The 25,756-nt window shown below is 71.9% G+C and carries 23 protein-coding genes; 7 read left to right on the forward strand and 16 right to left on the reverse strand.

Annotated features, from left to right (window positions below):
* Positions 1–105: 105 nt before the first annotated feature.
* Genes ACWEN6_RS01400 through ACWEN6_RS01420 form a run of 5 tightly spaced genes read left to right on the forward strand, consistent with a single transcriptional unit; the run spans position 106 to position 5,161 of the window.
* Positions 106–1,686: an ABC transporter substrate-binding protein gene (locus ACWEN6_RS01400; RefSeq protein ID WP_452568404.1), complete on the forward strand. Its 1,581-nt coding sequence runs from the start codon at positions 106–108 to the stop codon at positions 1,684–1,686.
* Positions 1,668–2,666 (forward strand): ABC transporter permease, encoded by a 999-nt coding sequence (locus ACWEN6_RS01405; RefSeq protein WP_452568405.1) that lies wholly within the window; start codon positions 1,668–1,670, stop codon positions 2,664–2,666. Before ACWEN6_RS01400 ends, ACWEN6_RS01405 begins: the two co-directional genes overlap by 19 nt.
* On the forward strand, positions 2,666–3,550 hold the full coding sequence (locus ACWEN6_RS01410; RefSeq protein WP_452568406.1) for an ABC transporter permease: 885 nt from the start codon (positions 2,666–2,668) through the stop codon (positions 3,548–3,550). The genes ACWEN6_RS01405 and ACWEN6_RS01410 overlap by 1 nt, the downstream gene beginning before the upstream one ends.
* Positions 3,547–4,515 carry an ABC transporter ATP-binding protein gene (locus ACWEN6_RS01415; protein WP_452568407.1) on the forward strand — a complete coding sequence of 323 codons (969 nt, stop codon included), beginning with the start codon at positions 3,547–3,549 and terminating at the stop codon, positions 4,513–4,515. Before ACWEN6_RS01410 ends, ACWEN6_RS01415 begins: the two co-directional genes overlap by 4 nt.
* A complete protein-coding gene (locus ACWEN6_RS01420) occupies positions 4,502–5,161 on the forward strand; it encodes an ABC transporter ATP-binding protein (RefSeq protein WP_452568408.1) in 660 nt (219 codons plus the stop codon). The genes ACWEN6_RS01415 and ACWEN6_RS01420 overlap by 14 nt, the downstream gene beginning before the upstream one ends.
* Positions 5,162–5,268: 107 nt before the next feature.
* Here the strand turns inward: ACWEN6_RS01420 and ACWEN6_RS01425 are convergent, their stop codons facing one another.
* The 15 genes from ACWEN6_RS01425 to ACWEN6_RS01495 all read right to left on the reverse strand — a co-directional run bounded on the left by ACWEN6_RS01425 (position 5,269) and on the right by ACWEN6_RS01495 (position 23,475).
* Positions 5,269–6,624 carry a PepSY-associated TM helix domain-containing protein gene (locus ACWEN6_RS01425; protein ID WP_452568409.1) on the reverse strand — a complete coding sequence of 452 codons (1,356 nt, stop codon included), beginning with the start codon at positions 6,622–6,624 and terminating at the stop codon, positions 5,269–5,271.
* Positions 6,625–6,820: 196 nt separating this feature from the next.
* On the reverse strand, positions 6,821–7,363 hold the full coding sequence (locus tag ACWEN6_RS01430) for a hypothetical protein (protein WP_452568410.1): 543 nt from the start codon (positions 7,361–7,363) through the stop codon (positions 6,821–6,823).
* 79 nt (positions 7,364–7,442) lie between these two features.
* The gene (locus ACWEN6_RS01435; protein ID WP_452568411.1) at positions 7,443–8,693 is read right to left on the reverse strand and encodes an ATP-grasp domain-containing protein; all 1,251 of its coding nucleotides are present in this window, start codon (positions 8,691–8,693) and stop codon (positions 7,443–7,445) included.
* A 12-nt stretch (positions 8,694–8,705) separates the two neighbouring features.
* Positions 8,706–9,152, reverse strand: coding sequence for a hypothetical protein (locus ACWEN6_RS01440; protein ID WP_452568412.1), 447 nt, complete (start codon positions 9,150–9,152; stop codon positions 8,706–8,708).
* Between the two features lie 238 nt (positions 9,153–9,390).
* Positions 9,391–11,025, reverse strand: coding sequence for a PucR family transcriptional regulator (locus ACWEN6_RS01445; RefSeq protein ID WP_452568413.1), 1,635 nt, complete (start codon positions 11,023–11,025; stop codon positions 9,391–9,393).
* 194 nt (positions 11,026–11,219) lie between these two features.
* Positions 11,220–12,344: an o-succinylbenzoate synthase gene (gene menC / locus ACWEN6_RS01450; protein WP_452568414.1), complete on the reverse strand. Its 1,125-nt coding sequence runs from the start codon at positions 12,342–12,344 to the stop codon at positions 11,220–11,222.
* Between the two features lie 26 nt (positions 12,345–12,370).
* Positions 12,371–13,162: a GNAT family N-acetyltransferase gene (locus ACWEN6_RS01455; protein ID WP_452568415.1), complete on the reverse strand. Its 792-nt coding sequence runs from the start codon at positions 13,160–13,162 to the stop codon at positions 12,371–12,373.
* Positions 13,159–14,283: a M20 family metallopeptidase gene (locus ACWEN6_RS01460; protein WP_452568416.1), complete on the reverse strand. Its 1,125-nt coding sequence runs from the start codon at positions 14,281–14,283 to the stop codon at positions 13,159–13,161. Before ACWEN6_RS01460 ends, ACWEN6_RS01455 begins: the two co-directional genes overlap by 4 nt.
* Before the next feature lie 2 nt (positions 14,284–14,285).
* Positions 14,286–15,677, reverse strand: a complete 1,392-nt coding sequence (locus ACWEN6_RS01465; protein WP_452568417.1) for a serine hydrolase domain-containing protein — start codon at positions 15,675–15,677, stop codon at positions 14,286–14,288.
* Entirely contained in the window at positions 15,674–16,462 is a 789-nt protein-coding gene (locus ACWEN6_RS01470) for an ABC transporter ATP-binding protein (protein ID WP_452568418.1), read from the reverse strand. The genes ACWEN6_RS01465 and ACWEN6_RS01470 overlap by 4 nt, the downstream gene beginning before the upstream one ends.
* A complete protein-coding gene (locus tag ACWEN6_RS01475) occupies positions 16,459–18,363 on the reverse strand; it encodes a dipeptide/oligopeptide/nickel ABC transporter permease/ATP-binding protein (RefSeq protein ID WP_452568419.1) in 1,905 nt (634 codons plus the stop codon). Before ACWEN6_RS01475 ends, ACWEN6_RS01470 begins: the two co-directional genes overlap by 4 nt.
* Position 18,364: 1 nt before the next feature.
* Positions 18,365–19,381 (reverse strand): ABC transporter permease, encoded by a 1,017-nt coding sequence (locus tag ACWEN6_RS01480; protein WP_452568420.1) that lies wholly within the window; start codon positions 19,379–19,381, stop codon positions 18,365–18,367.
* 2 nt (positions 19,382–19,383) lie between these two features.
* Complete coding sequence (locus ACWEN6_RS01485) at positions 19,384–20,982, reverse strand: ABC transporter substrate-binding protein (RefSeq protein WP_452568421.1); 1,599 nt, start codon at positions 20,980–20,982, stop codon at positions 19,384–19,386.
* Between the two features lie 62 nt (positions 20,983–21,044).
* Positions 21,045–22,424, reverse strand: coding sequence for a serine hydrolase domain-containing protein (locus tag ACWEN6_RS01490; protein ID WP_452568422.1), 1,380 nt, complete (start codon positions 22,422–22,424; stop codon positions 21,045–21,047).
* A gap of 88 nt (positions 22,425–22,512) precedes the next feature.
* On the reverse strand, positions 22,513–23,475 hold the full coding sequence (locus tag ACWEN6_RS01495; RefSeq protein WP_452568423.1) for a dipeptidase: 963 nt from the start codon (positions 23,473–23,475) through the stop codon (positions 22,513–22,515).
* Between the two features lie 352 nt (positions 23,476–23,827).
* Here ACWEN6_RS01495 and ACWEN6_RS01500 point away from each other — a divergent pair, with 352 nt between their 5' ends.
* Entirely contained in the window at positions 23,828–24,130 is a 303-nt protein-coding gene (locus ACWEN6_RS01500) for a hypothetical protein (protein ID WP_452568424.1), read from the forward strand.
* Between the two features lie 266 nt (positions 24,131–24,396).
* Here ACWEN6_RS01500 and ACWEN6_RS01505 read toward each other — a convergent pair whose 3' ends face one another.
* On the reverse strand, positions 24,397–24,708 hold the full coding sequence (locus ACWEN6_RS01505) for a hypothetical protein (RefSeq protein WP_452568425.1): 312 nt from the start codon (positions 24,706–24,708) through the stop codon (positions 24,397–24,399).
* Positions 24,709–24,830: 122 nt separating this feature from the next.
* On the opposite strand from ACWEN6_RS01505, the gene ACWEN6_RS01510 reads away from it, so the two are divergent.
* On the forward strand, positions 24,831–25,568 hold the full coding sequence (locus ACWEN6_RS01510; protein WP_452568426.1) for a GNAT family N-acetyltransferase: 738 nt from the start codon (positions 24,831–24,833) through the stop codon (positions 25,566–25,568).
* Positions 25,569–25,756: the final 188 nt, after the last annotated feature.

Consider the following 25,756-nt stretch of genomic DNA (forward strand, 5'->3'; position numbering starts at 1 on the left):
CTGCAAGGATGCTTCATCGGGCGCCGCGGTCACACATGCAGTCTTCCTCGCCGACCCAATTGCCAAACTATTGCAACAGCGAATTATTCGTTCTACGTTCGCCCCATGCAGCTCACCCGGCTCGGCCTCGTGGCGCTCGCCTTACTTCTCGTGACGCTCGGCTGCTCCGCCGGTGGAGGATCGCCCGCTTCCACAACGGAAGAGAGCGGCGCCCGGGGCACGTTCGTCCTCGGCCTGGGCTCGGAGCCCGACACGCTGAACCCCGTACTCGGATACGCGCCCGACGGCGGGTCGCTGATGTTCGACGGGCTGGTCACCCGGAACGCGGACCTGTCGTTGAAGCCGGCGCTGGCCGAGCGCCTGCCCAAGGCGACGGGCACCTCCGTCACCTTCACCCTGCGCCAGGGAGTGATGTTCCACGACGGGACGCCTCTGACCAGCGCGGACGTCGCCTACACCTATCAGGCCGTGCTCGACGCGAACAACAACTCGACGATACGCGGGGACTACACCGCCATCGCGTCGGTCGAGGCCAAGGACCCGGCCACGGTGGTGTTCCACCTGAAGTACCCCTACGCGCCGTTCCTGCAGCGCGCGACCTTGGGCATCGTGCCGCGGCGGATGCTCGAGGGGCAGAACCTGGAGAAGGCGCCGTTCAACACCAGGCCCGTCGGCACGGGGCCGTACCGGTTCGTCTCCTGGACGCCGGGGGACAAGGTGGTGCTGGAGGCCAACCCGTCCTACTGGGGCGGCGTCCCGGCGATCAAGCGCCTGGTGATGGCGTACGCCGTCGACGACAACGTGCGCGCGACCCGCATGGCCGCGGGCGAGTTCGACGCCACGGAGCTGCCGCCCAAGGCCGCCTCACGCTTCGACGGCCAAGCCGGCATGACCGTCCACCGCGCCGACTACCGCGGCGTGATGTTCCCCCTGGACGCGCCCGTGACCGGGGACAACGCGATCCGGCAGGCGCTGAGCCTCGGCGCCGACCGCGAGGCGATGGTGAACACGATCCTGGCCGGAGCCGGACGACCCGCGTTCGGGCCCGTCGCCCCCGACACCACCTGGCACAACCCGGCCGTCGACGGCTCGCCCGCACCCGACTCGGCTCGGGCCGTGCGCCTGCTGGAGGAGGCCGGCTGGAAGAGCGGGCCTGACGGTATCCGCCACAAGGGCGGCACGCCCGCGAGCTTCACGCTGATGTACCCGGCGGGGGATTCCCTGCGCAAGGAACTCGCCCTCGCGTTCACCTCCGACGCCAAGAAGCTCGGCATCGACATCCGGCTGGCCGGCCTGGACTGGGACGCCATCCACACCCGGATGGACGAAGATGCCCTGATCATGGGATGGGGCACTCCGTTCGACCCCGACTACACCAACTTCGAGCTGTTCCACTCGAGCTTCTCCGGCCAGGGGTACTTCAACCCCGGCCACTACAAGGTGCCGCAGGTCGACGCACTGCTGGAGAAGGGGCGCGAGGAGTCCGACCCGGCCGTGCGCAAAAATGCCTACGACGCCTTCCAGCGACGCGTCCATGACGACGCCGTGTGGGCCTACCTGGTGTACCTCAAGCACGTGTACGTGATCCGGGGGACATGGACCGGCATCACGCCGGGCGTCGAGGCGCACGACCACGCCACCGGAGGACTGTTCCGCAACCTGGCCGAATGGAAGCCCGGCTCGTGACGCGCGCCCTGGCCAGGATGGCGGCCTGGCGCCTGGCGTTCACCGCCCCGCTGCTCCTGGTCGTCACCTTGGGCATGTTCGCCCTGGCCAAGGCCTCCCCGTTCGACCCGGTACGCCAGTACCTCGGGGACCGCGCGCTGACCACCAGTCCGGAGATCGCACGTCAGATCCGTCAGGCGTGGGGGCTCGACCGCCCGGTCACCGAGCAGTACCTGACTTGGCTCGGCAACCTACTGCGCGGCGACCTCGGCGAGTCACGCAGCATGCATCGGCCGGTCGCCGAGGTGATCGGCGAACGGTTCGGCTGGACGCTGCTCGCGGTGGGCTGCGCCCTGGTGCTCATGCTCGCCGGCAGTCTGGTCGTGGGGGCCGTGGCCGCCTGGCGGCGTGACTCCTGGACCGACCGGCTGGTCACCGGCACCGCCTACGCCAACGAGGCGGCCCCGGTGTTCTGGACCGCGCTCATCGTGATCTGGGTGTTCGCGGTGAAGCTGCACTGGCTGCCCGCGGGAGGGCTGACCGACGCGGCGGCCGGGACGGTGGAGCCCGGGGACGTGCTGCGCCACATGATCCTGCCCGTCGCCGTCCTGGCGTTCTCGCAGTCGTCCTGGTTGCTGCTGTTCGTCCGCGAGTCGCTCATCGCATCCCTGCGGGAGGACTACGTCATCGGCGCCCGCGCCCGTGGCCTGCGCGAGCGGACGGTGATCGTCCGGCATGCCCTGCGATCGGCGCTGCTGCCGTTCATCACGCTGCTGGGCGCGCGGGTCCCCGAACTGGTCACCGGGGCGATCCTGGTCGAGACGGTGTTCTCCTGGCCCGGCGTCGCCTCGGCGTCCGTCCAGGCGGCCCTCGCGGCCGACTTCCCGCTGCTGGCGGCGCTCACGCTGCTGGCCACGCTGGCCGTGGTCGCCGGCAACCTGCTGGCCGACACCGCCTACGTCATCGCCGATCCGCGGGTGCGCGTTCTGGGGGTGAGCTGATGCTCACCCGGCCGAAGGCGACCGGCGCCCGGCCTCGGCCGGGCGGGCTCCGCCGGGGACGCGCCCGGCGCCGTTCCCACCGGCTCGCCCTCGCCGTCCTCGTGCTGCTCGGCCTGGCCGTGCTGATCGTCCCGGTCGTCGTCCGGCTGGACGAGCAACTGGTGGACCTGCGGCTGGCCTCGTCGCCTCCCTCGCTCGCCCATCCCTTCGGCACCGACGAGGTGGGACGCGACGTGCTGCTGCGCGCCGTCTACGGCCTGCGGGTGTCCCTGCTCGTCGGCCTGGTGGCGGCGATGGTGTCCGTCACGATCGGCACGCTGGCCGGGCTGGCCGCGGGGACGCTCGGCGGGGTGGCCGACCGGGTGCTCATGCGGGTCGTGGACGGCTTCAACTCCGTGCCGCACCTGCTGTTCGGCATCTTCATCGTGGCGCTGTTCTCACCCAGCGCCACGGCCGTGGTGGTCTCGGTGGCGCTCACCCACTGGATGACCGCCGCCCGCATCGTCCGCTCGGAGGTGCTGACCCTGCGCGCCCGCCCGTTCGTGGACGCGGCCATCTCCGGCGGATCGAGCAGGATACGGATCGTCCGCCGGCACCTGCTGCCGCATCTGATGCCGCACATCGCGCTGGCCGCGGTCCTGATGGTCCCGCACGCGATCTGGCACGAGACCGCGCTCAGCTTCCTCGGCCTCGGGCTGCCCGCCCACCTCGCCTCGCTCGGCAACATGATTAACGACGGGGCGCGGTCACTGCTCGCCGGCAACTGGTGGGCCTCCCTGTTTCCCGGCCTGTTCATCCTGCTTCCCACGCTGGCGATCTCCGCGCTCGCCCAGTACTGGCGCGATCGCGTCGACCCCCGCCGGCGATCGGAGCTCAACCTGTGACCACCGCATCCCCGGCGCCCGCGGGATCCCGGCTGCGCGTCGAAGGCATGTCGGTCCGCTTCCACCTCCCGGACGCCACCGTGCACGCCATCACCGACGCGCACTTCGAGGTGACGCAAGGCGCGTGCCTGACCCTGGTCGGCGAGTCCGGCTGCGGCAAGTCCGTGATGGCACACGCCCTGATGGGACTGCTTCCCGGCAACGCCACGGTCACCGGGTCCGCGCGCCTGGAGACCGGCGCCGCGTCCCCGGTCGAGCTGATCGGCGCCCCGGAAAGGCTGCTGGCCCGCACCGTGCGCGGGCGCCGCATCGGCCTCATCCCACAGAGCCCGGCCGCGCACCTCACCCCCGTCCGCACCGCGCGCTCCCAGATCACCGAGGCCCTGCGCGAACTGGGAAGCTCCGTGACGGCGGACGAACTGGCCGCGCGCGCGGGACTGCGCCCGGCCGACCTGGACCTGTACCCGCACCAGCTTTCCGGAGGGATGGCCCAGCGCGTGGTCAACGCGATCGCCCTCGCCGGAGACCCCTGGCTCGTCATCGCCGACGAACCGACCAGCGGACTGGACCGCCCGCTGGTCGACGCCACCATGGCCGAGCTGCGACGCCTGGCCGATGAGGGCCGCGCCGTCCTGCTCATCACCCACGACCTGCGCGCCGCCGAGCAGGTGGCCGACCACGTCGCCGTCATGTACGCCGGACGCGTCGTGTCGCTCGCCCCGGCGAAGGAGTTCTTCGCCGCCCCGCGCCACCCGTACGCCGTGGGCCTGCTCGACGCGCTGCCGTCCCGGCGTTTCACCGCCATCCCCGGCCAGCCTCCCGAGCTCACCAACCTGCCGCGAGGGTGCGCCTTCCGGCCCCGCTGCACCCGGGCCGGCGCCGCGTGCGAGCTGGTGCCGGAGATGTCCGCGGGGCACAGCCGGGTCGCCTGCCACCATCCCGTGGAGAGCCATGCTGCGCGCTGAAGGCGTCACCGTCACCTACGGCCGCCGGGCCGTCCTCCACGACGCCGAGCTCACGCTGGCGCCGGGGTCCGTCACCGGGCTCGCCGGGCCCAGCGGCTGCGGCAAGTCGACCTTCGCCCGCGTCCTCGGCCTGGTCCAGAGACCCGCGACCGGCCGGGTCGCCATCGACGGCGCCGAAGTGCGCCGCTGGCGCAACCGCGCCCCTCGCGACCTGCGCGTCCGCGTCGCGCTGATCTTCCAGCAGCCTCGCCTGGCGGTCGATCCCCGCTTCACCCTGCGAGAGGTCATCGCCGAACCCCTGCGAGCCACCGGCCGCGGCCCCGGACGCGCCGGCGAACTGGCCGAGGAGATGGGCCTGACCCCCGAACTGCTGTCCCGCCGGCCGCACGAGGTGTCCGACGGCCAGCTGCAACGCGCCTGCGTCGCCCGCGCCCTGGCGCTGCGTCCCGGTTACGTCATCTGCGATGAGATGACCACGATGCTCGACGCCTCCACCCAGGCGCACCTGGTCGCCAGGCTGGAGGCCTACCGCCTGGACACCGGCGCCGCGATCCTGGCCATCAGCCACGACCTGGAACTCCTGGCCCGATGGAGCGGCCACAGCGGCATCGTCCACCTTCCACAGGCCGTCCGGCCCGCCGGGTGAGACCGACCGGCGGGGCCGCGCGGTAGATGACCGCGGTTCCGAGCGGCGTGGTCCGGCGGGGACGTCATGGTGTCCCCGCCGGACCGGGCGTGGTCGCGGTGCGTGGGTCAGGTGGAGCGCTTGACCAGGCCGAGGACGACGTCGATGGCCAGGAAGGCCAGTAGCGAGATGCCGAGCAGGGGGATGAACACGCCCACCGCGATCGCGACCACGCCTATGGCCGGCAGTACGGGCACGGGCGCCGCGCGCCAGCCGCCGCGCGCGTAAGGGGCGGCGAAGCCTCGGGTGGGCCGCCGTTGCCACCACATCCGATATCCCAAGATGATCATGGAGATCAGCGCGAGGGCGAGTGCGGCCAGGACGATCTGATTGGCCAGGCCGAACAGCACGCCCATGTGCCCGTCGATGCCCCAGCGGGTCAGCTTGGCGGCCAGGGGGTAGTCGGCGAAACGCAGCTCGCCGGTCACCTGGCCGCTCGCCGGGTCGACCGCGACCTGGTCGTTGCGCTGAGGCCACTGGCGGTCCATCTCCTTGACCGTGAAGGCGCCGCCCGCCTTGGCGGGCCAGGCGATCTCCAGCGGCCCCGACAGCCCGGCGCCCGCCGCGGCCCGCACGATGCGGTCGGCGTCGGCCTCGGTGGCGGGCCCGTCGCCGTGCCCGGAATGGCCGGCGTGCCCCGGGGCGGTGGCGGGCAGGGACGGGGTGGACCAGCTGAGCGCGGTCTGGAGCTTGTCGACGTTCGCTCCCGCGTACTTCGACCAGGTCAGGCCGGTCGCGGACAGGAACAGCAGGCCGATGGTGATCCACAGGCCCACCGAGCCGTGCCAGGACAGGGTCCGCCGCAGGCCCCTCGCCTTGCGGTCGGGCCGCAGGGTGCGGCGACGGTGGGTCAGCCACAGCACGACCCCGCCGAGCGCGACGACCCACAACCAGCTCGCCGCCAACTCGCTGTACACGCGTCCGGGCTCGCCCAGGTGCAGATGGCGGTGCAGGTTCGAGATCCAGGCGCGCACGGGCAGCGCCCCGGAGGAGCCGTAGCTCGGCAGCGCGCCGCGGACCTGGCCGGTGTACGGGTCGACGAAGACCGCCAGCTGGGTGCTCTCCGGCAGGCCCTCCGCGTTGAGCAGGACGCGGGTGGTCTCTCCCGGTTCGGAGGCGGGCCGCACGGCGCCGATCGCCCCCTGCGCGTGCGCCTGCCGGGCGGCGGCGATCTGCCGCGCCAGGGGGAGCGGCGCCTGGCCGGCGGGCGGAAGCGGAGCGGTGAGTTCGTGGGCGTGCACGACCTTCTCCAGCTGGAAGGAGGAGGCGTACAGCAGGCCGGTGGTGGCGGCCACCAGCAGGAAGGGCGCCACGAGGATGCCGGCGTAGAAGTGCAGGCGCAGCAGCAGCGCTCGCGTGGCCGGCCAGGCGGTGGAACGAGAGCGTTCGGGAGCAGGCTGAAGCTCGCGCACGTCAGAGGTCATGGAAGGTCTCCGTTCACGGAGGCGCGCACAGGTGGACGCGCGCCTCGGCGGGGTTCGTCATGGGGACGTCGCGGCGCCCTGGCCCGCGAGCACGGCCGCCGTGGTGGCGGCCGGCACGCGGCGCGGAGCAGGCGACGACCGGACACCGGCCGGGACGGCCCGCGCCGGTGAAGGTCTCACGGGCACGTGGCCCGGATCAGATGACGACGACCCCCGCCGGCGGCCCGCGCCGGGAGACGGCCGAGGCGAGCAGCCGGGTGAGGAACAAGGACGCGCCGTCTCCGCGGCGCCGTGGCACGAGGCGTGGTGCGGACGGCGTGGCCATCCGCACCAGCAGGGTCACCACGGCCGCGACGAGCAGGCGCAGCAGCGTGGCCAGCGCCGTCTCCCCGCGTTCCAGCCAGTGAGCCGACAGCAGCGCGGTCACGGTGTGCGCCAGCAGCATCGCCACACCCACGGCCAGGCCGCCGTGCCCGTGACCGTGAACCGGTGGCGGCCGCATCGCCGCGGAGAACAGGTGGTGCAGTCCGTATTGGGTGACGAACGCCGCGGTGAGCAGGGCGCCCAGGCCCCGCTGCCGCCGGGAGAGCACGTAGGCGCCACCCGTCACCAGCGCCGTCGCCCCGACGAAGACCGCCACGTCGATGGCGGCGCCGCCGGCCAGCGCATGCATGCCCAGCGACACCGCCACGCACACCACCGCGAACACGGTGGCGCGCAACAGGCGCAGAACGGGCATGCCCCTCATCGTGACAGAAATCCATGATCATGCCGAGTGGCTGAAGCCTTTGTCGCCGCCGCATCCGGTAGGGACCCGGTCATGGCGTGCCGGCGGACGCCATGACCGGCCGGACGGCGTGGGCGGCGCTGATCGCGTTGTACACCGCCAGCTCGGTCGTCGGCCCTTCGGCCAGCAGCAGACCCGTGCACGCCCGCTGGTCGCCGAGATCCGTCACTCTCGTCCCGATCGTCATGGTCGGATACCACTCCGGTGAGCCGGGATGCGAGGCCAGCTCCTCCAGTCCGTCCACCCTCCGCAAGGTTCCGGGCCGGTCGGGGTAGACGAGCACGGTCGCCGTCGCCCCCGTTCCGCCTCCCCGCGCCGAGATGGCGCCCAGGTCCGAAACGGCGTCGAGCAGCGCGGGTGCACGGCCCAAGGCCATGTCGACCATCGCCTCATAGACGTTGACCCCGAGGGAGCGGCACATCGCCTCGCCCGTGAGGCACTCGCCGATCCGGCCGTTGATCTCGACCAGCTCGGGCCCTTTCACCGTCCAGACGAACTCGACGTGCGCGAACCCTCGCGTGTGCCCCACCAGATCGAGTACCTGCGCCACCCACTGCTCGACGCCCGCCAGATCGGGCTCGGGCAGCATCGCGGGGAACGACAGCAATTCCTCACGGCCGAACCAGCGCGCCGACGTCAGCCGGCCGGAGACGCCGAGAAGCCGGGTACGGCCCTCCCAGGTCAGCGTCTCGGCGCTGTAGAGCGGTCCGGGGATGTACGGCTCGGCGAACAGGCCGCCCATGAAGGACCGTCCGGCCGCCTCGGCGAGCGCGAGCTCCAGTTGCCCGGTGGTACGGGCGAGCCATACGTCGCGCGAGCCCGTGCCCGCGGAGTCCTTCAGGACGGCCGGCAGTCCGACCGCCTTCTCCACCATGGTCGCCGTCGCGCCGGGCGAGACCGGGACGGCCGCGTTCAGGGACGGGTTCCGCTCGTGCAGGAGGCGGCGCACCGCGAGCTTGTCGCGGAGCACGCGCGCCGTTTCGCGGTTCGGACCCGGCAGGCCGAACCGGGCGGCCAGCTCGGCTCCGGGCACCATCCAGGTGTCGGTCGAGCAGATCAGGCCGCGGAGTTCCGGCAGCGATGCCAGCACCGCCGAACACCTGGTGAGGGCACGCGTGTCGACATCGACGATCTCCAGCGCGTCCGTCGGCAGGCGCTGAAGTTCGTGACGGTAGATGTCCCGGTTTCCCGTCAGGAGGCACAAACGTTCCCCGGCCTTGCCGGCCGCCGCCACCATGCGGCTCAGTCCGAAGGTCAGCGCTTCCAGTACGGCGATGGTCACCCGGCCCTCCCGTCAGATCTCGCCGGCGAGTTCCGCGGGCACCAGGCCGAGCATGGCGGCCAGGGGCTCGTCGCCGGCGATCGCGGTGCCGGCCACGGGGTCGCCGCCGGCGAGGTGGGCGAGGTGCCTGATGGCGTGGGCGGCGACGTGGCCGGTGGTCACCTCGCCGGGGCGGGGGGCGTCGGGGCGGTCGCCGAAGGCGATGGTGAGCTCGTCGAGCGGGGTGGCGGACGCGCCGGCCGCGGGATCGGGGTAGGCGGCGTAGGTGAGGACCAGCCCGCGCCCGGGGGTGTGGCGCCAGCTGGTGGAGTGCAGCAGGGTGGGATGCCCGGCGAGGGTTCTGGCCAGGTCGCAGGGGACGGTGGCGCCGTCGAGCGGTGCCGTGGAGCGCCGGTAGGCCCAGCCGCGGTCGCCGAACCGGAGCAGGATCACTTCCACCGTGACCTGTGGGCCGTTCATCCGCCCGCCTTTCGCATGATGAGAGCGCTCATGGCGACGTGCCGCCGAGGGTGCAAGACGACATCCCCCCAAGAGGCAGTCTGACAGAACTGCACTCGAATCGCTATTGCGACCTCCTCGCATCTGGGGGTGCCGATGTGCCGGCCGCGATCGGCCGATCTCCGTGAAGATCCAGCGGCGGACGGTGGTCCGGCGCGCTGTCCGACGAACGTTCACCGGGTCGTCCCGACGAGGGACGCTAGCGCGGCGCCAGGATGCGCAGGTGCAGCATCGCCGCGAACCGCTGTTCCGGGTCGTCCAGGTCGATCTCGCCGACCTCGGTGACGCGCCTGAGCCGGTAGCGCAGGGTGTTGGCGTGGATGAACAGGGCGCCGGCCGCCTTCGCCACGTCGCCGTGGGCGTCCAGCCAGGCCTCCAGGGATTCGACGAGGCCCGCGTTGTTCCGCTCGTCGTACTCCATCAGGCGGGCGATCGCGCCGCCCGGCCGCTCGTCGCGCGCGGCCGCGAGGTCGCGCAGTTCAAGGATCAGCGCGAGCGTCTGGACATCGTCGAGCCGGGCCACCCGCAAGGTGGTGTGGCCCTCCCGCATCACCCGGAGCACCCGGTCTGCCTGGGCCTTTCCCCGGACGATGCCGCTGATCTCCGATCCCGCGGGGGCGACCGCCACGATCGCGCGCAGGCCGCCGCCGACCCGGTCCACGAAGTCGGACGCCAGCCGGACGGCTCGCTGTTCGGGGCTGCCCGCCGGGACGACCACGGGCAGCAGGCCGTACACCGTGCCGCCGATGGTCCCCATCGCGGACGACGGCACCGTCGCCGACAGGTGGACCGACAGCGCGTCCGCGAGCCGCTCCAGATCGGCCGCTCTGCTCTGGTCCGCACGGATGTGATCGTCGTCGGCCGGCAGGCCCGCGCTCACGATGACGAGGCGGCGACCGGCCAGGCCGAGCCGCACGAGCGCGTCCCGCGCGCCGGCACCCCCTTCGAGGACCGTCCCGATCAGGTCGGTGCGCAGCCTTCGCTGGACGTCGGCGCCGGCGCGGATCCGCAGCAGGTGCAGCGCGACGAGTTTCGAGGCGTCGAGCAGCGCCCCCGTGCGCTCGGCGTCGAGGTCGCCGTCCATGGCGGCCCAGATCGAGCCGAGGATCTCGTCGCCGGCGCGAACCGCGATGGCGACGCGCTGGACCGTCATCCCCTCGTATCCCAGAGCCTTCGGCGTGACGACGACGGGCCGCTGGTAGCGGTAGAGGTCGCGGAAGACGCCCAGTTCCGTCAGCCGCGTGGCGTACCGCTCGGGCACCTGCCGGCCGATGACCGTCTCCACGCGGGAGGGGTCCGCCTCTTCCTGGCGGCCGGAGAAGGCGAGCACCCGGGAGTTGCGGTCCTCGATGGTGATGGGGGCGTCGAGGAGCGCGGCCACGGCGTTGGCCACCGCGAACAGGTCACCGGACGGGAGACCGCCGAGCGACTCGTGCTCGGTGACACCGATGTCCCCTTCGGCGAGCATGGCGCGGATGAGGGCGGTGAGCTGCGCCCACGTGGCGCCGCGGCGCAGGCCGATCAGGGCCACGCCGCTCGCCTGGACCGCATCCCGCACCTCGGCCGTCAGCGCGACCGGGGCCCGGACGACGAGCCCCACCGCCTCATGGTCACCGAGTGAGCGGAGCAGGCCGGCCAGCGTGCCGCCGGCCGGGTCGACGCCGACCCCGAGCACGAGCGAGCGCGGCGGGAGCACGGGTTCGTCGAGCGGGTCGAAGATGACCAGCCCGCTGATCTCGCCTGGCCGGCCGGCGTCACCGGCGACCGGTTCGAGCAGCGTGGTCCCCAGGTCGTCCAGCACCCGCCCGAGGCTGGCACGTGGACGCTGGCTCACGCCCGGCAGTATAGGCGGCCACGCTCCCACGCGACCGGGCCGGCGAGGATCGAAGGACGTGCGCGCCGCGCGGTTCGGGTCGGGGACGGTGTGTGCACCGCGCGGTTCGGGTCGAGGACGGTGTGTGCACCGCGCGGTTCGGGTCGAGGACGGTCGTGAGGACGTGCGCGCCGCGCGGTTCGGATCGGCTGGTCTCAGAAGGCGGTCCACTCAGTCGAGGTCGTCACCGTGTCCAGCAGTTCCGGGATGGGCGTGACCCCCAGCCCCGGGCCGGTCGGTACGGCGATGTGGCCGTCCTCGATGACGAACGGCTCGGTGATGTCCGTGCGGTAGAAGCGGTCGGAGGCGGAGATGTCCCCCGGCAGCGTGAATCCGGGCAGGGCGGCCAGGGCGGCGTTGGCCGCGCGGCCGATGCCTGTCTCCAGCATCCCTCCGCACCACACCGCGACCCCGTGGGCCGCGGCCAGGTCGTGGATCCTGCGGGCTTCGAGGTAGCCGCCGACGCGACCGGGCTTGATGTTGATGATCTGGCAGGCGCCGAGCGCGACCGCCGCGGCGGCGGTCTGCGCGGAGACGATGGACTCGTCGAGACAGATCGGCGTCGCCAGCCGCCGTGCCAGCGCGGCGTGCCCGAGGACGTCCTCCTCCTCCAGCGGCTGCTCGATCAGCAGCAGGTCGAACTCGTCCAGCTTGGCGAGGTGGCGCGCGTCGCGAAGCGTGTAGGCGGTGTTGGCGTCGACCTGGAGCGGAACCTCCGCGCCGAAGCGCTCGCGTACGGCGGCCACCGGGACCAGGTCCCACCCCGGTTCGATCTTCAGCTTGATCCGCGCGTACCCCGCGTCCAGGTATTCCCCGACGACCGCCAGCAACTGCGGGACCGTGTCGTGGATGCCGACCGACACGCCGCTCGGCACCCGGTCGGCGACCGCGCCGAGTTCACGGCCGAACGAGCGGCCGATCGCGCGCAGCTCCGCGTCCAGGATGGCCATCTCCACGGCGGCCTTGGCCATGCGATGCCCCTTGAACGGGTGGAGCAGGCCGGCGACGGCGGTCGCACCCGAGCGTGCGATCGCCTCCCGCCCCTCGGGCGAGGCCAGCTTCGGAAACAGGAAGCGCCGCAGCACGTCCGCCTGCGAGTCGGCGTACTCACTGGAGTAGAGCGGGTCGGCGAGCGCGACGCATTCGCCCCAGCCCTCGGCGTCGTCGGTCACGGCCTTGAGAAGGAGGATGTCGCGCCCGGTCTGCGTGCCGAACGAGGTCCGGAACGGTGACACGAGCGGCATGGAGATACGGCGCATCTCGATTCCGCGCAACTTCATGACGATTCTCCAGGTCCTGTGCCGTGTCAGGGGCGGGCGAGCTCGACGAGATAGCCGAGGTCGAGGTCGAAGTCGACGACGCGGCCGCCGGAGGCCATCAGCGGCTCCAGCTCGCCGCGGAGCCGGAGGCGCCAGGCCGCGGCGGCGGCCCCGTCGCCGGCGCGCAGGGCCGCGATGTCGGCCGGAGCCGCGACCCTCCTGCTCGACGCGCCGGCGACCGGACGCCCGAACGGCATGCCGGAGCAGGCGGCGCGGGCCCGCGGTGAGAGCAGTTCCCAGCGCACCAGCAGCCGGTCGGTGTCGTCGCCGCCGTTGATCGCGTCGTGCATCGCGCCGTAGAAGTTGGTGAGGTACTCCACGGGGAGCGCCCCCAGCTTGACGATGTTGAAGTAGGCGTTGCGGCTGACCAGCGGATCGAAGGTCCACTCGATCGTGACGATGCCGCGGGCGAGCGCCCACGCGCGCTGGTGGAGCTTGAGCGCCCTTCCGATACCGCGACCGGCCAGCCCCGGCGTCACCCCGGCGATGTGGCTGTGCAGGGTGCGTGCCGCCGGCTCCGCGTGGAAGCCGATGCAGACGCCGATGAGCCGGTCGCCGGCGTAGGCGCCGGCGACGTAGTTGCCCGCCTTCGTCAGGGCGCGCAGGAACTCGACCGTGATGAGCGGGTTGTCCGGCCGGCCCCAGATCCCGACGAGCAGGCCGATCACGGCGTGGGCCTCGTCGAGGTCGCGGAGTTCCCGGACCACCACCGCCGCCTTCGCGGCCCACCTCGCCGCGTCATCGGCCGCCAGGTCGAGGGAAGAAGCCTCGATGCTCACGTGCCGTCCTCCCGGAGTTCGGCGACCAGCTCGCGCACCAGCACGGTGCGGTCGAGCAATCTGGCGACGACGACGTGTTCGTGGTCGGCGTGGGCGCCGCCGCCCACCGCTCCCAGACCGTCGAGCGTCGGGGTCCCGACCCCCGCGGTGAAGTTGCCGTCCGAGGCGCCGCCCACGGTCGCGCCGGACACGGGCGGCAGACCGAGCCGTTCCGCCACGGCGACGGCCCGCTCGAACAGCGAGCGGCTCGCCGGCTCCTCCAGCGGTGGCCGGTTGACGCCGCCCCTGATCTCGATCGCCGCGCCGGGGAGGTTCGGCGCCAGGGAGCGCAGGGCCCGATCGACCCGGAGTTGCTCGTCGTGACTCCACGCGCGCACGTCCAGGGCGAACGAGCCGGACGCGGGCACCGTGTTCGACGTGGTGCCCGCGGCGATCACGGTGGGGGTGACCGTCGTGCCGGCCGCCGGGTCACCCAGAGCGCTCGCCGCGATCACGAGGTGGGCGAGCTCGATCGTGGTGTTGACGCCCTTCTCCGGTTCCAGCCCGGCGTGGGCGGCGCGACCGGTGACGTGGACCTCGTACCGTGACACGCCTTTGCGGCCCACCTTGAGCGCGCCGCCGTCGGCCGACGCCTCCAGCACGAGCGCCGCCGTGGCGCGACGGGCCTCCTGCTCGATCAGCGCGCGCGAGGTGGGCGACCCGAGCTCCTCGTCCCCGGTGACCAGCAGGGTGACGCCGGTGCGCCCGGGCAGATCGGCGAGGGCGTGGATCGCCATGACAAGGCCGGCGAGCATGTCCAGGCAGCCGGGGCCGCGCAGCACGCCGCCGGTGATCCCGTACGGGTGGGTCGCCAGGGTGCCGAGCGGCCAGACCGTGTCGTGGTGGGCCAGCAGCAGCACCTGGCGCTCGCCGTCACCGAAGCGCCACCGCAGGTGCGAGCACCCGTCGATGGTGATCCGCTCCGGCTCGGCGCCGAGTCGTCGCGCGCCGATGCGGGCGACCAGGTCGGCCGACCTGGCGACCGCGGCCTGATCGGAGGAGGGCGACTCGCACTCGATGAGTTCCCTGAGGTCGGCGAGAAACGTCTCCAGGCCAAGGGCGCCACGCGAGGTACCGGGCATGGTCAGCCGAGCTTCTTGGGGGTCGCGCGGGCGCCGTAGTGGACGTACTCCTCGCCCGTGGGCAGCGAGTAGAACCTCACCGGCGCCCACGACTCCATGCCGCTGAGCCGGACGCCGTACACGCCCTGCGAGACGGGGATCATCTCGTAGGTCTCGACGGGAGTGTCGTCGAGTTCGGCCAAGGGGCCCATCAGAGTGGTGCGCAGGGTCGGCTTGCCGTCGTCCTGGAACACCTCCATGCGCACCGACTCGCGCTCGTACGTGCCGACGTACGGCGCCACGTCGGCCGTCACCGGCTCGGCGGGCGGCTCGAACGGCTCGGGCATCCGCACGCCGGTGAGCTCGGTGAAGATCTCCTCATAGAGGTCGACATAGAGGTCGTGGGTGTTGCCGCCGTTGGTGTTGAGCGCGACCGCGACGCCGGCCTCCGGCAGGACGCGCAGGAACGCCGCCTGCCCGATCGTGTTGCCGTCATGTCCGTAGGCCCGGTGGCCGTGCCAGTCGCAGCGGAACCAGCCCAGGCCCCACGAATCGCCGAGCAGGTGCTCCTCGGGGCATTCGGTCTGGTAGGCCGACATCGCCGCGGTGCTCTCCTCCGACAGCACACGTGTGCCGTCGGCGGCGAGCCCGCCCGCAAGGTGCATCCGGGCGAAGGCGAGCACGTCGGTGACGGTCGCCGTGATGAGGCCGGCCGGGCCGACCGCGCGGGGCAGGCCCCACACGGGCGCGACCACCGGCTCCTCGCCCCCCTTGACGTGGCCCATCGCGTGGGCGAAGACCATGGCCTCCTCGGGCAGGGTCGAGGTGTGGGTCAGGCCGAGCGGAGAGAAGAGCCTCTCCTTGATCGCCTGATCCCAGGTTCGGCCGGTGACGACCTCGATGATCCGGCCGAGCACCGAATAGCCCGCGTTGCAGTAGGACCAGGTGGCGCCGATCAGATGGTTCTGCGCGGAATCGGCCAGCAGTGCGACGTACTTCTCCAGCGCGTCGTCACCGCGGCCGGTGTCGGTGAACAGGTCGCCGTCGATGCCGCTGGTGTGGGTCAGCAGGTGCCAGACGACCACACCTGCGGTGGCCTCCGGATCGCGCAGCCGGAACTCCGGAAGGATCTCCGTGACCGGGGTCCGGAGAGCGAACCTTCCCTCGTCGACGAGCTGCATGATGACGGTCGCGGTCCACACCTTGGAGATCGAGCCGATCTGCCAGACCGAGTCCGTGCTCGCGGGCTGACCGGTGCCGGCGTGCAGCACGCCCGTCGCCGCGGTGACCAGTTCGTCGTCCGCGCCGTCGGCGCCGAGCCGGAGAATGCCCAGCTGGGCGCCGGGAATGCCATGCTTCGCGGCGAGCTCGTCGAGACGGTCCTGCCAGTGGACCTGGTCGATGGTGGTGGTCACGTCTGCTCCTTCAGGGGCGAGGTGGGGGCGTGTCGCCCGTTTCCCGATGAGATTCGGCGCACGGCTCCGGGCACAGCGTCGAGGAGGTGGCGGGTGTAGTCGTGCCGCGGCGCACCGAGCACCCGCGCGGTGGGGCCGTACTCGACGATCTCTCCGGCGTACAGCACGGCCACGTGGTCGGCGACGTACCGGACGACCGCCAGGTTGTGGGAGATGAACAGCATGGACAGCCCCAGCTCGCGTCGCATGTCGCGCACGAGGTTGAGCACGGCGCCCTGGACGGACACGTCGAGCGCGGAGGTGATCTCGTCGGCGAGGATCACCTTGGGCCGGGCGGCGAGCGCGCGGGCCAGCGCGACGCGCTGACGCTGGCCGCCGGAGAGCCGGACGGGAAGGTCGCCGGCGCGTGCGGCGTCCAGGTGGACCAGCGCGAGCAGGCGCGCGATCTCCTCCTGCCGGGCCTGCTTGCCGAGGCGTTCCGGCATGGCCTCCGCGATGCTCTCGCCCACGGTCATCCGCGGGTCGAGCGAGGAGTACGGATCCTGGAAGACCATCTGCACCGGGCGCACCCGGCCCCGATGGGGGACCGGCCGTTCGTCCAGCAGGATCCGGCCGCTCGTCACCGGCGCCAGGCCGACCGCGGCCCGCGCCATTGTCGACTTCCCCGAGCCCGACTCGCCGACCAGGCCCACGACCTCGCCGTCGGCGACGTCGAGGCTGACGCCCTTCAGCACGGTGTGCGAGCCGTAACGCACGGAGACGTCGCGAAAGCTGAGGAGACTCATGCGGTGACCTCCGCGGTCTCGGCGGGAAGCGGCCGCCCGGCCTTGTGGCACGCCACGCGGTTGCCCGCCGCGTCGGCCTGGAGCGGGGGTTCGACGGCGCGGCAGTGGTCGTCCGCGAGCGGGCAGCGGGACGCGAAGGCACAGCCGGCCGGAACGTCGGAAGGGTCGACCGGCGACCCGGGGATGACGGCGAGCGGCCGCGTCAGGTCGGTCTCCATGTCCGGCACGGCCGCGACGAGCGCCCGCGTGTACGGGTGCCGGGCGAGGGTCCGCAGGTCGCGGGCCGGCAGTTCCTCCACGATGAGGCCGGCGTACATCACCAGCACCCGGTCGCACACCTCGGTCACGACCGAGACGTCGTGACTGATGAGCAGGAGGGCGGCGCCGGTGTCGCGGCGCACCTCGGCGAGGAGTCCGAGGACCTGCCGCTGCACCGTGACGTCGAGGGCGGTGGTCGGCTCGTCGGCGATGATGAGCCGCGGTGTCCCCATCAGGCCCATGCCGATCATCGCCCGCTGGCGCATTCCCCCGGAGAACTCGAAGGGGTACTGCCTCGCGCGCCGTTCGGGCTCGCGGAGCCTGACCGCGCGGAGGCGGTCGACCGCACGGGCGAAGGCCGCCTTGCGCCCCAGCCCCTGGTGGAAGCGGCCCACCTCGGCCAGTTGCGGCCCGACCCGGTGAGCCGGGTTGAAGGACGTCATGGGGTCCTGGAAGACGACGACCATCGACGTGCCGAGGCGCTCGCGCAACGAGCGGGGATCGCCGGCGGCCATGAGGTCCTCTCCCGCGAAGACCAGGTGGTTCGCCTCGACGCGCGTCGGCCGCTCGAGGAGCCGGGCCACCGCCAGCGCCGTCACCGACTTGCCCGAGCCGGACTCGCCGACGACCCCGACGGCCTCGCCGTCCCGGATGGCGAACGTGACGCCGCGCACCGCCTGGATCGGGCGCCGGGCGCCGGGAATCGTCACCCGCAGGTCGTCCACCGACAGGATCGAGCCCGCCACAGGGTCCGGCGCCGCGACCGTGCGCTCGGGGTCCTTGCCGGCGGCCTTCCGGACGGCGCGTACGCGCGCCATGCCGGGGACCACGTCGATGCCGAACGCGGCCGCGAACGCCTCACCCGTGAGGTTGAACGCGAGTCCGGCGAGGATGACGGCGATGCCCGGCCCGAGCGCGGCCAGGGGGTGGACGTAGATGCCGTTGAGCCCGTCCTGCATGAGCTTGCCCCAGTCGTAGGACGGAGCCTGCACTCCGAGCCCCAGGAACGAGAGCCCGGAGAAGGTGAGCAGCACCCCGCCTGCGCTCATCGTCGCGTTGACGATGAGCGGTTCGGCGATGTTCGGCAGCGCATGGCGGAGAAGGACGCGGAGCCTGCTCACGCCCGCGATACGGGCGGCGGCGATGTAGTCCCGCTCCGAGACGCCCGCGAGGAGCGTGTGACACAGCCGGGCGAACGCGGGCGCCCCGGCGAGGCCCACCGCCAGTGCCGCCCCGCGCGCGCCGACGCCGAAGACGACGGCGAAGAACAGGACGAGCAGCAGGCCGGGGAAGGCCACCAGCACGTTGACGGACGAGGTGACGAAGCGGCCCACCCGCCGTCCGGCCAGCATCGGCGCGGCGCCCAGGACGACGCCCAGCACCATGCCGATCGCCGTCGCCGCGAGAGCCAGCGCGATCGAGAGCCTGGTGGCCACCAGCACCCGGAACAACAGGTCCCGGCCGAGGTTGTCGGTGCCGATCCAGTGCTCGGCCGAGGGGCCGGCGAGCAGGTTGTTCGTGTCGATGGCCGTGGCCCGGCCCTCCCACAGGACCGGGGCGACCACGGCGACCAGCAAGACGATGGCGAGCAGGCCGAATCCGGCGAAGCCGACGGGCCTGAGCAGGACGCGTGCCGCGCGCATCTCAGCCGTCTCCGATCGTCGAACGCGGGTCGAGCAGCGCGAGCGCCACGTCGACCAGGGTGTTGATCAGCAGGACTCCGATCCCGTAGACCAGGACGGTGCCCTGGACCAGCGGATAGTCCTTGGCGACGATCGAGGAGACGATCGCTCCGCCGAGGCCGGGCCAGGCGAAGACGTTCTCCACCAGCACCGTTCCGGCCACCAGCGAGCTGAGCAGCAGGCCCCCGAGCGTCAGGGTCGCCGTCACGGCGTTGGGCAGGGCGTGCACCAGATGGACCCGCGACGGCGTGAGCCGCTTGGCCCGCGCCGTGCGGATGTAGTCGGCCTCCATCACGGCGAGCATCTCCACGCGGACGATGCGCGACAGCACCGCGGAGGGACCGATCGCCAGCGCGAGCACCGGCAGCACATAGGAATCGGGGCCCGCCAGGCCCGCCACCGGGAACAGACCGCTCTGCACGGCCAGCAGATAGACCAGCCCGACGCCGAGCAGGAAGTCGGGGATCGCGCCGAGCACGACGTTCGTTCCCGTGAACGCCAACTCCGTACGCCGCCCCTTCCCACGGCGGGTGACCACCGCCATCACGACGCCCACGGGCACGGCGACGACCATCGACACCACGAACGCCGCCACCGCCAGCTCGGCCGTCGCGGGCAGGCGCTGGGCGATCATCTCGCCCACGGGAAGCCGGGTCGAGATCGAGATGCCCAGGTTCCCCTGGAGCATGTGTGCGAGGAAGTCGGCGTACTGCCGCCAGAGCGGGTCGAGCAGCCCGAGCTCCTGCTTGCGCGCCAGCACCAGTTCCGCGGGAGCGGTCGGTCCGAGCGCGGCGCGCACCGGATCACCCGGGACCAGGTGGATCATCAGGAACGCGGCGGTCACCAGGACCCAGAGCGACATCAACAGGCGTCCCGTCCGCCGCAGCGCGAAGCGGAGCCACCTGTGCGACCACAGACCGCCCACCCTGCTTCGCAGGCCGGTCGCGGGCGGGACGGCCGCCGGCGTCAACCTCTGCATCGTCAACCGAGCATCCGGATGCTGGTCGGGACGATGCTGCCGACGATGGAGAGCTTCGTGCCCTTGAGGAAGGTCGGGATCACGTTGTTGGCGAACGGCACCAGGTCCGCGGCCTTGTAGAGCGCCTGCTCCGCCGCGAACCAGTCCTTGCACCCGTCGGCGCCGTTCGCCTTCATCGCCTTGGTGGCGAGGGTGAGGTAGTCGGCGTTGTCGATGGCGGCGAAGTTCGTGCCCTTCGGGACCTTGGCGCCGGAGACGAACGGCATGATCTGGTCGGGGGTGCTGACGTTGACGGGCGCCCAGGCGATGTCCCAGTCGCCGGTGCCGAAGAGCGCGCCGGAGAGCTGGGTCTGGTTCTGCTGGGTGGCCTTGGCGTCGAATCCCACCGCCTTCCAGGCCGCCACGGTGAGCTCCGCGGCGGCGCTTCCACCGCTTCCGAGGGAGCTGTCGTAGATGAGGGAGACCGAGAGCTTTTTGCCGTTCTTGACGCGGATGCCGTCCGAGCCCTTCGTCCAACCGGCGGCGTCCAGGGTGGCGCCCGCGGCGGCGGCGTCGAAGGACGGCACGTTGCCGGTCACGGCGTCGCCGACGCAGCCCGACGGCTCGAGGGCGGCCAACTGGATCGCGGGCGCGCCCTTGCCGGAGGTCAGCGCGACCTGAAGCTGCTTGAGATCGAGCGCCTGGGTCAGCGCCATGCGCACCGACGCGTCGGCGGTGAGGTGCCCGTCCCCGTGGTTGTACCACTGCTCACCGATGATCGCCTGCGTGCCCACCGAGGTCAGGCCCGCCTTGGCGAGGCGGTCGGCGTCGGGACCGGCGATCATGACGGCGTTGATGGTGCCCCCGATCAGTTCGTTGGCGGCGGTGGTCTCGTTCGCGACGATCTTGACGACCACCTTGGCCGGCATTCCCCGCTCCGCCGTGGTCGCGCCGCCGGGCCCCCACGTGTAGCCCTTGCGGAGCTCGTAGGAGTAGTGGTCCGACGGGACCGCCTCGGTGAGGACGTAGGGGCCGGTGCCGTTCGTGCCGGCCTTGAGGGTGGCGCGGTTCTTCATGCCGGCGTCGCAGACCATCGGCAGGTTCGAGAAGGAGTTCAGCGCGAACGGGGCCGGTGCGGCCAGTTTGACGGTGACCGTCGAGCCCGAGGCGGAGGCCTTCGCGCCGGCGGGGACGAAGATCCCCAGGAACGGGCTCTTGTTGGCCGGGTCCTCCACGTAGGCGATGTTGTCGACCACGGTCCGAGCCGTGAACGGCGTGCCGTCAGAGCAGGTCACGCCGTCCTTGAGCGTGAAGGTGAGCGTGGTGCCGTCGACGGTCCACGACTGGGCGAGCTGCGGGCGGATCGAGCCGTCCTCGGCGACGGCCACCAGGTTGTCGTAGGCGAACTGCGTCATGCCGAACAGGGCGCTCACCGCCGAACCCTGCGGGTCGAGCGCGCCCGGGTCCCCCGCGAGGTCGAGGGTGAAGGTCTTGCCGTTGACGCCGGCGCCGGCGGCGGGCGGGGCGGAGCCGGAGGTGCCGCCGCCGCAGGCGGCCAGACCGACCGGGCCGGTCAGTGCCAGAGCGAGCGCCGCGAGGGCCCTCGTGCGTGTGGGGGTCATGCGGTTCCTTTTCTGGGGGGCGAGCGGGAGCCGTCGGAGTTCTCAGGTGTTCTCAGGCGTTCTCAGGCGCGGGCGACCACACGGCCGTAGTGGATGTACTTCGCCAGACCGGCCGCGTCGCGTCCGATGAAGGCGAAGACGAGGTGGATGCCGTGGCTCGGCTCCAGAGAGATCAGCGAATCGCCCTCGAAGTGCACGAGCCGGCTGCGCTCGGGCTTCCCGCCGATCTCGGCGATGACGTCCTTGGGCACCCGGTCGAGCCAGATCGCGCCGTCGGCGTCTTGACCGACGGTGATGTCGTAGATCGTGTCCGCGTAGTGGCCCAAGTAGGGCGCCGGGTCGATCGGCTCCGGATCGGCCGGCGGCACCGGAGGGCCCGGCAGCGTGATGCCGGTGAGCTCGCCGAGCAGGTGGGCGAGTACGTCGTTGAAGAGGCCGAAGAAGTCACCGCCGTTGGTCAGCAGCGCGATCGCGACACCATGGTCAGGGACGAACCGCAGGAAGGCCGCCTGGCCGATGGTCCCGCCGTCGTGGCCGATGACGGTGTGGCCGTCGTGCTCGTCCATCTCCCAGCCCAGGCCCCACGAGCCGCCCATGCCACTGAGCCGGGGCAGCTTCACCTGCGGCCGCCGCATCGCGGTCACGGTCTCGGGCCTGAGCACGACCGAGCCGTCCGGCGCCGTACCGTCCGCCAGGTGCATGGCGACGAAGCCGAGCAGGTCGCGAGCCGTCATGGCGAGCATCGAGCCGGCGGGGGCGTTGGACCTCGCGAGCGCCCAGGTCGGCGCGGCCACCGGCGCGCCGTCCTCGCCCGGCACGTGGCCGACGGCGGCCCGGTGCAGGATCGCCTCGTAGGGGCTCGGACAGACGTGGGTGAGACCGAGCGGGACGGCCAGGCGCTCGACCAGGACCTCGTCGAAGGGCTTGCCGCGCAGCACCTCGACCAGGCGGCCGAGCACCACGAAACCGGTGTTGTTGTAGGAGAAGACCTCGCCCGGCTCGAACAGCTGCGGGATGTCGTGGATCGAGGCGAGGTACTTCTCGATGGCGTCGTCGCCGCGACCGGTGTCGGTGAAGATGTCGCCCTCGAAGCCGGCGACGTGGCACAGCAACTGGCGGGTGGTGATCGCCGCGGCCGCGGCCTCGTCGCCGACGGTGAACTCCGGCAGGTAGGCGCGCAGCGGCGCGTCGAGGTCGACCAGGCCGTCGTCCACCAGTTGCATGACCAGGGCGCTGGTCCACAGCTTGGTGATCGACCCGATCTGGAAGACCGAGTCGGTGGTCGCCTCGACACCGGTGGTCACGCTGAGGACCCCGCCGGCGGCGGAGAGCACCCGGCCCTGGGTGAGAACGGCGACCGAGGCGCCTGGTACCCCGCGCTCGCCGACGATCCGGGCGAAGTGCTCGTCGAGCCAACTCTGGACGCTCTCCGGCGACATCATGCAGCTGAGGCTAGGGGGCAAAGCTGTCGCCGTACTCGTTCGATCGGACAACCCCTCGCCGTCGAGGTTGTCCGATCGGACAACCTCGCTATTTCCAGACCTGGGCGGCCACCCGCCGGAAGTTGCCGCCCAGGATGCCCCGCACGGTCTCCTCCGGGTAGCCGCGCTTGACGAGCTCGTGCTCGATCAGCAGCGTGACCTCCGGCTCGACGAACTCGATCACGCCCCAGCGGGTGTACTCCTCCGGGAAGAGATCGGGGTTGGCCTCCAGGTCCGCCTGCACGTCGTCGGCGTCGAAGGAGAAGTCGCTGCCGATGCCGACGTGCTCGGGCCCGACCAGTTCGACGGCGTAGTCGATGTGGGCGATGAAGGCGTCGAGGGTCGCGGTGTTGGGACCCAGGAAGATGCCGACGCCGGGGATGCCGATGACGCCGCCGGTCGCGGCGCACTCGCGGGCCTGCTCGTCGGTGATGTTGCGGGCGTGGTCCCACAGCCCGCGCATCGCGGAATGGGAGTAGATCATCGGCTGCTCGGAGACCGCGGAGAGGTCGAGCCCGGTCCGGGTGCCGCAGTGCGAGCCGTCGACCAGCATGCCGACCTCGTTCATCCGCCTGACCAGGTCACGGCCGTACGCCGTCAGGCCGGTGTCGGTCTTGTCCAGGCAGCCGCCGCCGGCGGCGTTGCCGTTGTTGTAGCTGGGCAGCAGCGACTTCACGCCGAGATCGTAGAAGGTCCGCACCATGTCCAGGTCGCCGGCGAGGGGGCCCGAGTCCTCCAGGTCGAACGCCACCACGATGCGGTCGCCGGGAACCGCGGCGTCGATCTCCTCGATGGTCGTCGCGATCTCCAGGGCGGGGTGGGCCTCGATCGAGCGGGTGAAATGGTCGATATAAGAGAGCGAATCCTCGCGCGAGTGCGGCGCGTAGCCGACGTTGACGCACACGTACGCACCCCCCGGGCGGCGGTACCGCAGGATGTCGCTGACGTCGGCGTCGAGGGTGAGGGGCAGGCAGGCGTGCTGCTCCCAGAAGGCACGGCGGGCTGAGGTCACCGTCTCATCCTGTCCCAGATCGCCGCAGGACGCCCCAAACGGGTGATCGGGACGCTCTGCCGCCGCCCATCTATGTGGGTGTCACGATCCGGCCGTGACGCGGCCCGGACGTGACGCGGCCCGGCCGTGACGCGGCCGCGACGCCGCGCCTCGGCCGGCCGTGCCGCCTCGTCGATCCGGTTTCGATCACGCGAGCGCCTCTGTGGCGCGCGGTAGCGTGGAGATCAGGAGCTTCGAGCGGCGATGACGCTTGCGGTCCTGATATGTCGGGCGCGACGTCGGAGGTGATCACGGTGCATCCGGTCTTGTGACAGCCCCAGCCCGGGGCGTCACGGAGCCGAAAGGTGACCGTATGAGCAAGACCGACAAGACCCGGCCCTGGTGGGTCCGCATCGCCGACGCGCCGATGGTGACCTGCCGTGCCGTGCATGATCATCGGTTCGGGCCGTGCACCCTGCCCGACGAGATCACCGCCGACACCGTGGACCTGGACCCCCGTACGGGCGGCTGTCACTGGCGCGCCGCCTTCTTCTTCTGGGTCCTTTACGGCGGCTACGACGGTAGCCGGGAATGGGCCTACTTCCGCCGCGAGGAGCGCCGCCGCAGCCGCCGCCAGGCGCGCCGCGAGCTGCGCGCCTACCGCGGCGAAGACTGACAGAACGCGCGCAGCCGATCGAAGGTCCGGGACCGGGGAACCAGGTCCCGGACCACCGACGCGGAAGCCCCGGCCCCGCGGTGGCCGCACCTCCCTGCGCGACCGCGCCGCCGCGATCGCCACCCGCTGCGAAGCCTCATCCCTTCCGCGTCTCCGGGACTAACGGCGGCCCCATCGGGCCAGAGCCCGAACGACACTGGGGATGTCCTCCTGGCGGGCGCGCACGAGCGCGACGAGCCCGAGCACAAGCCAGGGGAGAACCGTGATCACGGCAGCGAGAACAAAGGGCACGACAGATCACCTCTCGGAACCGGTGCTGTCGCTAGAGCCTGCAATGCACCGCGCACGAGACCGCGCGCCCACAAAACAGATCCCAGCGTCCAGATTGGTGAGTCGACGATCTCACATCTCACGTCACCGCTGTCAACCGGCGAATGCCAGCCGCGTACCGAGCTGTCGTCCTGTACGTCCAGGTAGTCCACGCGGCGGCCGGCCACCGGGTCGCCTGGGTAGATGTAGAGCTTGGCCAGCCGGATGTGGCTCGCCGGGGAGCCCTTGCCGGGAGCGATCGCGCCCATGGGGTTCCAGTCCCAGCCGCGCCGGCCCGATCCGCCGGTCCTGTGCCGGGAGGCGCTCGTGCTTCACCGGGTCCGGTCAGGGGGGCGCGGGCTCCGATGCCGGTCCGGCTACCCTCGTGGGGGTGGAACCGCTGCTCGACACGGTGCTCTCCGCGCACCGTGCGTATCTCCTCGGCTGGGACATCGGCATGCCGGGGAGTCCTGACCTGCTGACCTACCGGAGCGAGGTGCCGCACGCGCCCCTCAACGGCGTGCTGCGCGCGCGGGGGCGTGCCCCGCGGGATGCCCTCGCCGAAGCCCGCGACCGCCTCGCGGGCGTCCCCCGGATCTGGTGGGACGGTCCGGACGGCGACGAAGGCATGGGTGACGCCCTGGTGTCCCTCGGCGCGGTTCAGGTGGCCCGTATGCCGATCATGACGGTGGCGATCGACCGGGCCGCCATCGCGCCCACACCGGCCGGGCTGCACATCGAAGAGACCCACGACCTGCCGGAATTCGTGTCGGCCTACGCCAGGGTTTCGGGAATCCGCCCGGACGGCATCGCCGCCGCCGTGGACCGGGAGAAGGCGTTCTCCGCAGACGGCTCGGTGATCCGACTGGCCGGCCGCCTCGACGACGGCCGGATCGCCGGCACCGCCGTCGCCTGGCTGAGCCACGGCCTGCTCACCTTGTACTTCGTCGGCACCCAGCCCGAGCATCGCGGGCGCGGCATCGGCACCGCCATGAGCGGGGCCGCGCTCGACCTGGCCCGTGAGCGGGGCATACGAACGGCCGCCCTCGTCTCGAGCGCCGCGGGCGAACCGATCTACCGCCGCATGGGCTTCCGCCCCCTGGAGACCTTCCAACTCCTGTCTTTCTGACCTCGGGCCGAGCCGGCTGCCCGCGCCTATGGATGAGTCCTCATGGACGTTGGTGACCGTGTGGGAAGGGCCTCGGCGGCCGTGGGGAAGGGAGTCGGCGACTGGCGATCCTGGGGGAGTGTCTGGTGCTGTGCCGGGGCTGAGGGGGTGTCGCGGGCGGCCGGCTTCACCTACCGTTCTGCTTCGGG

The organism is Sphaerisporangium sp. NPDC004334, from assembly GCF_053602655.1.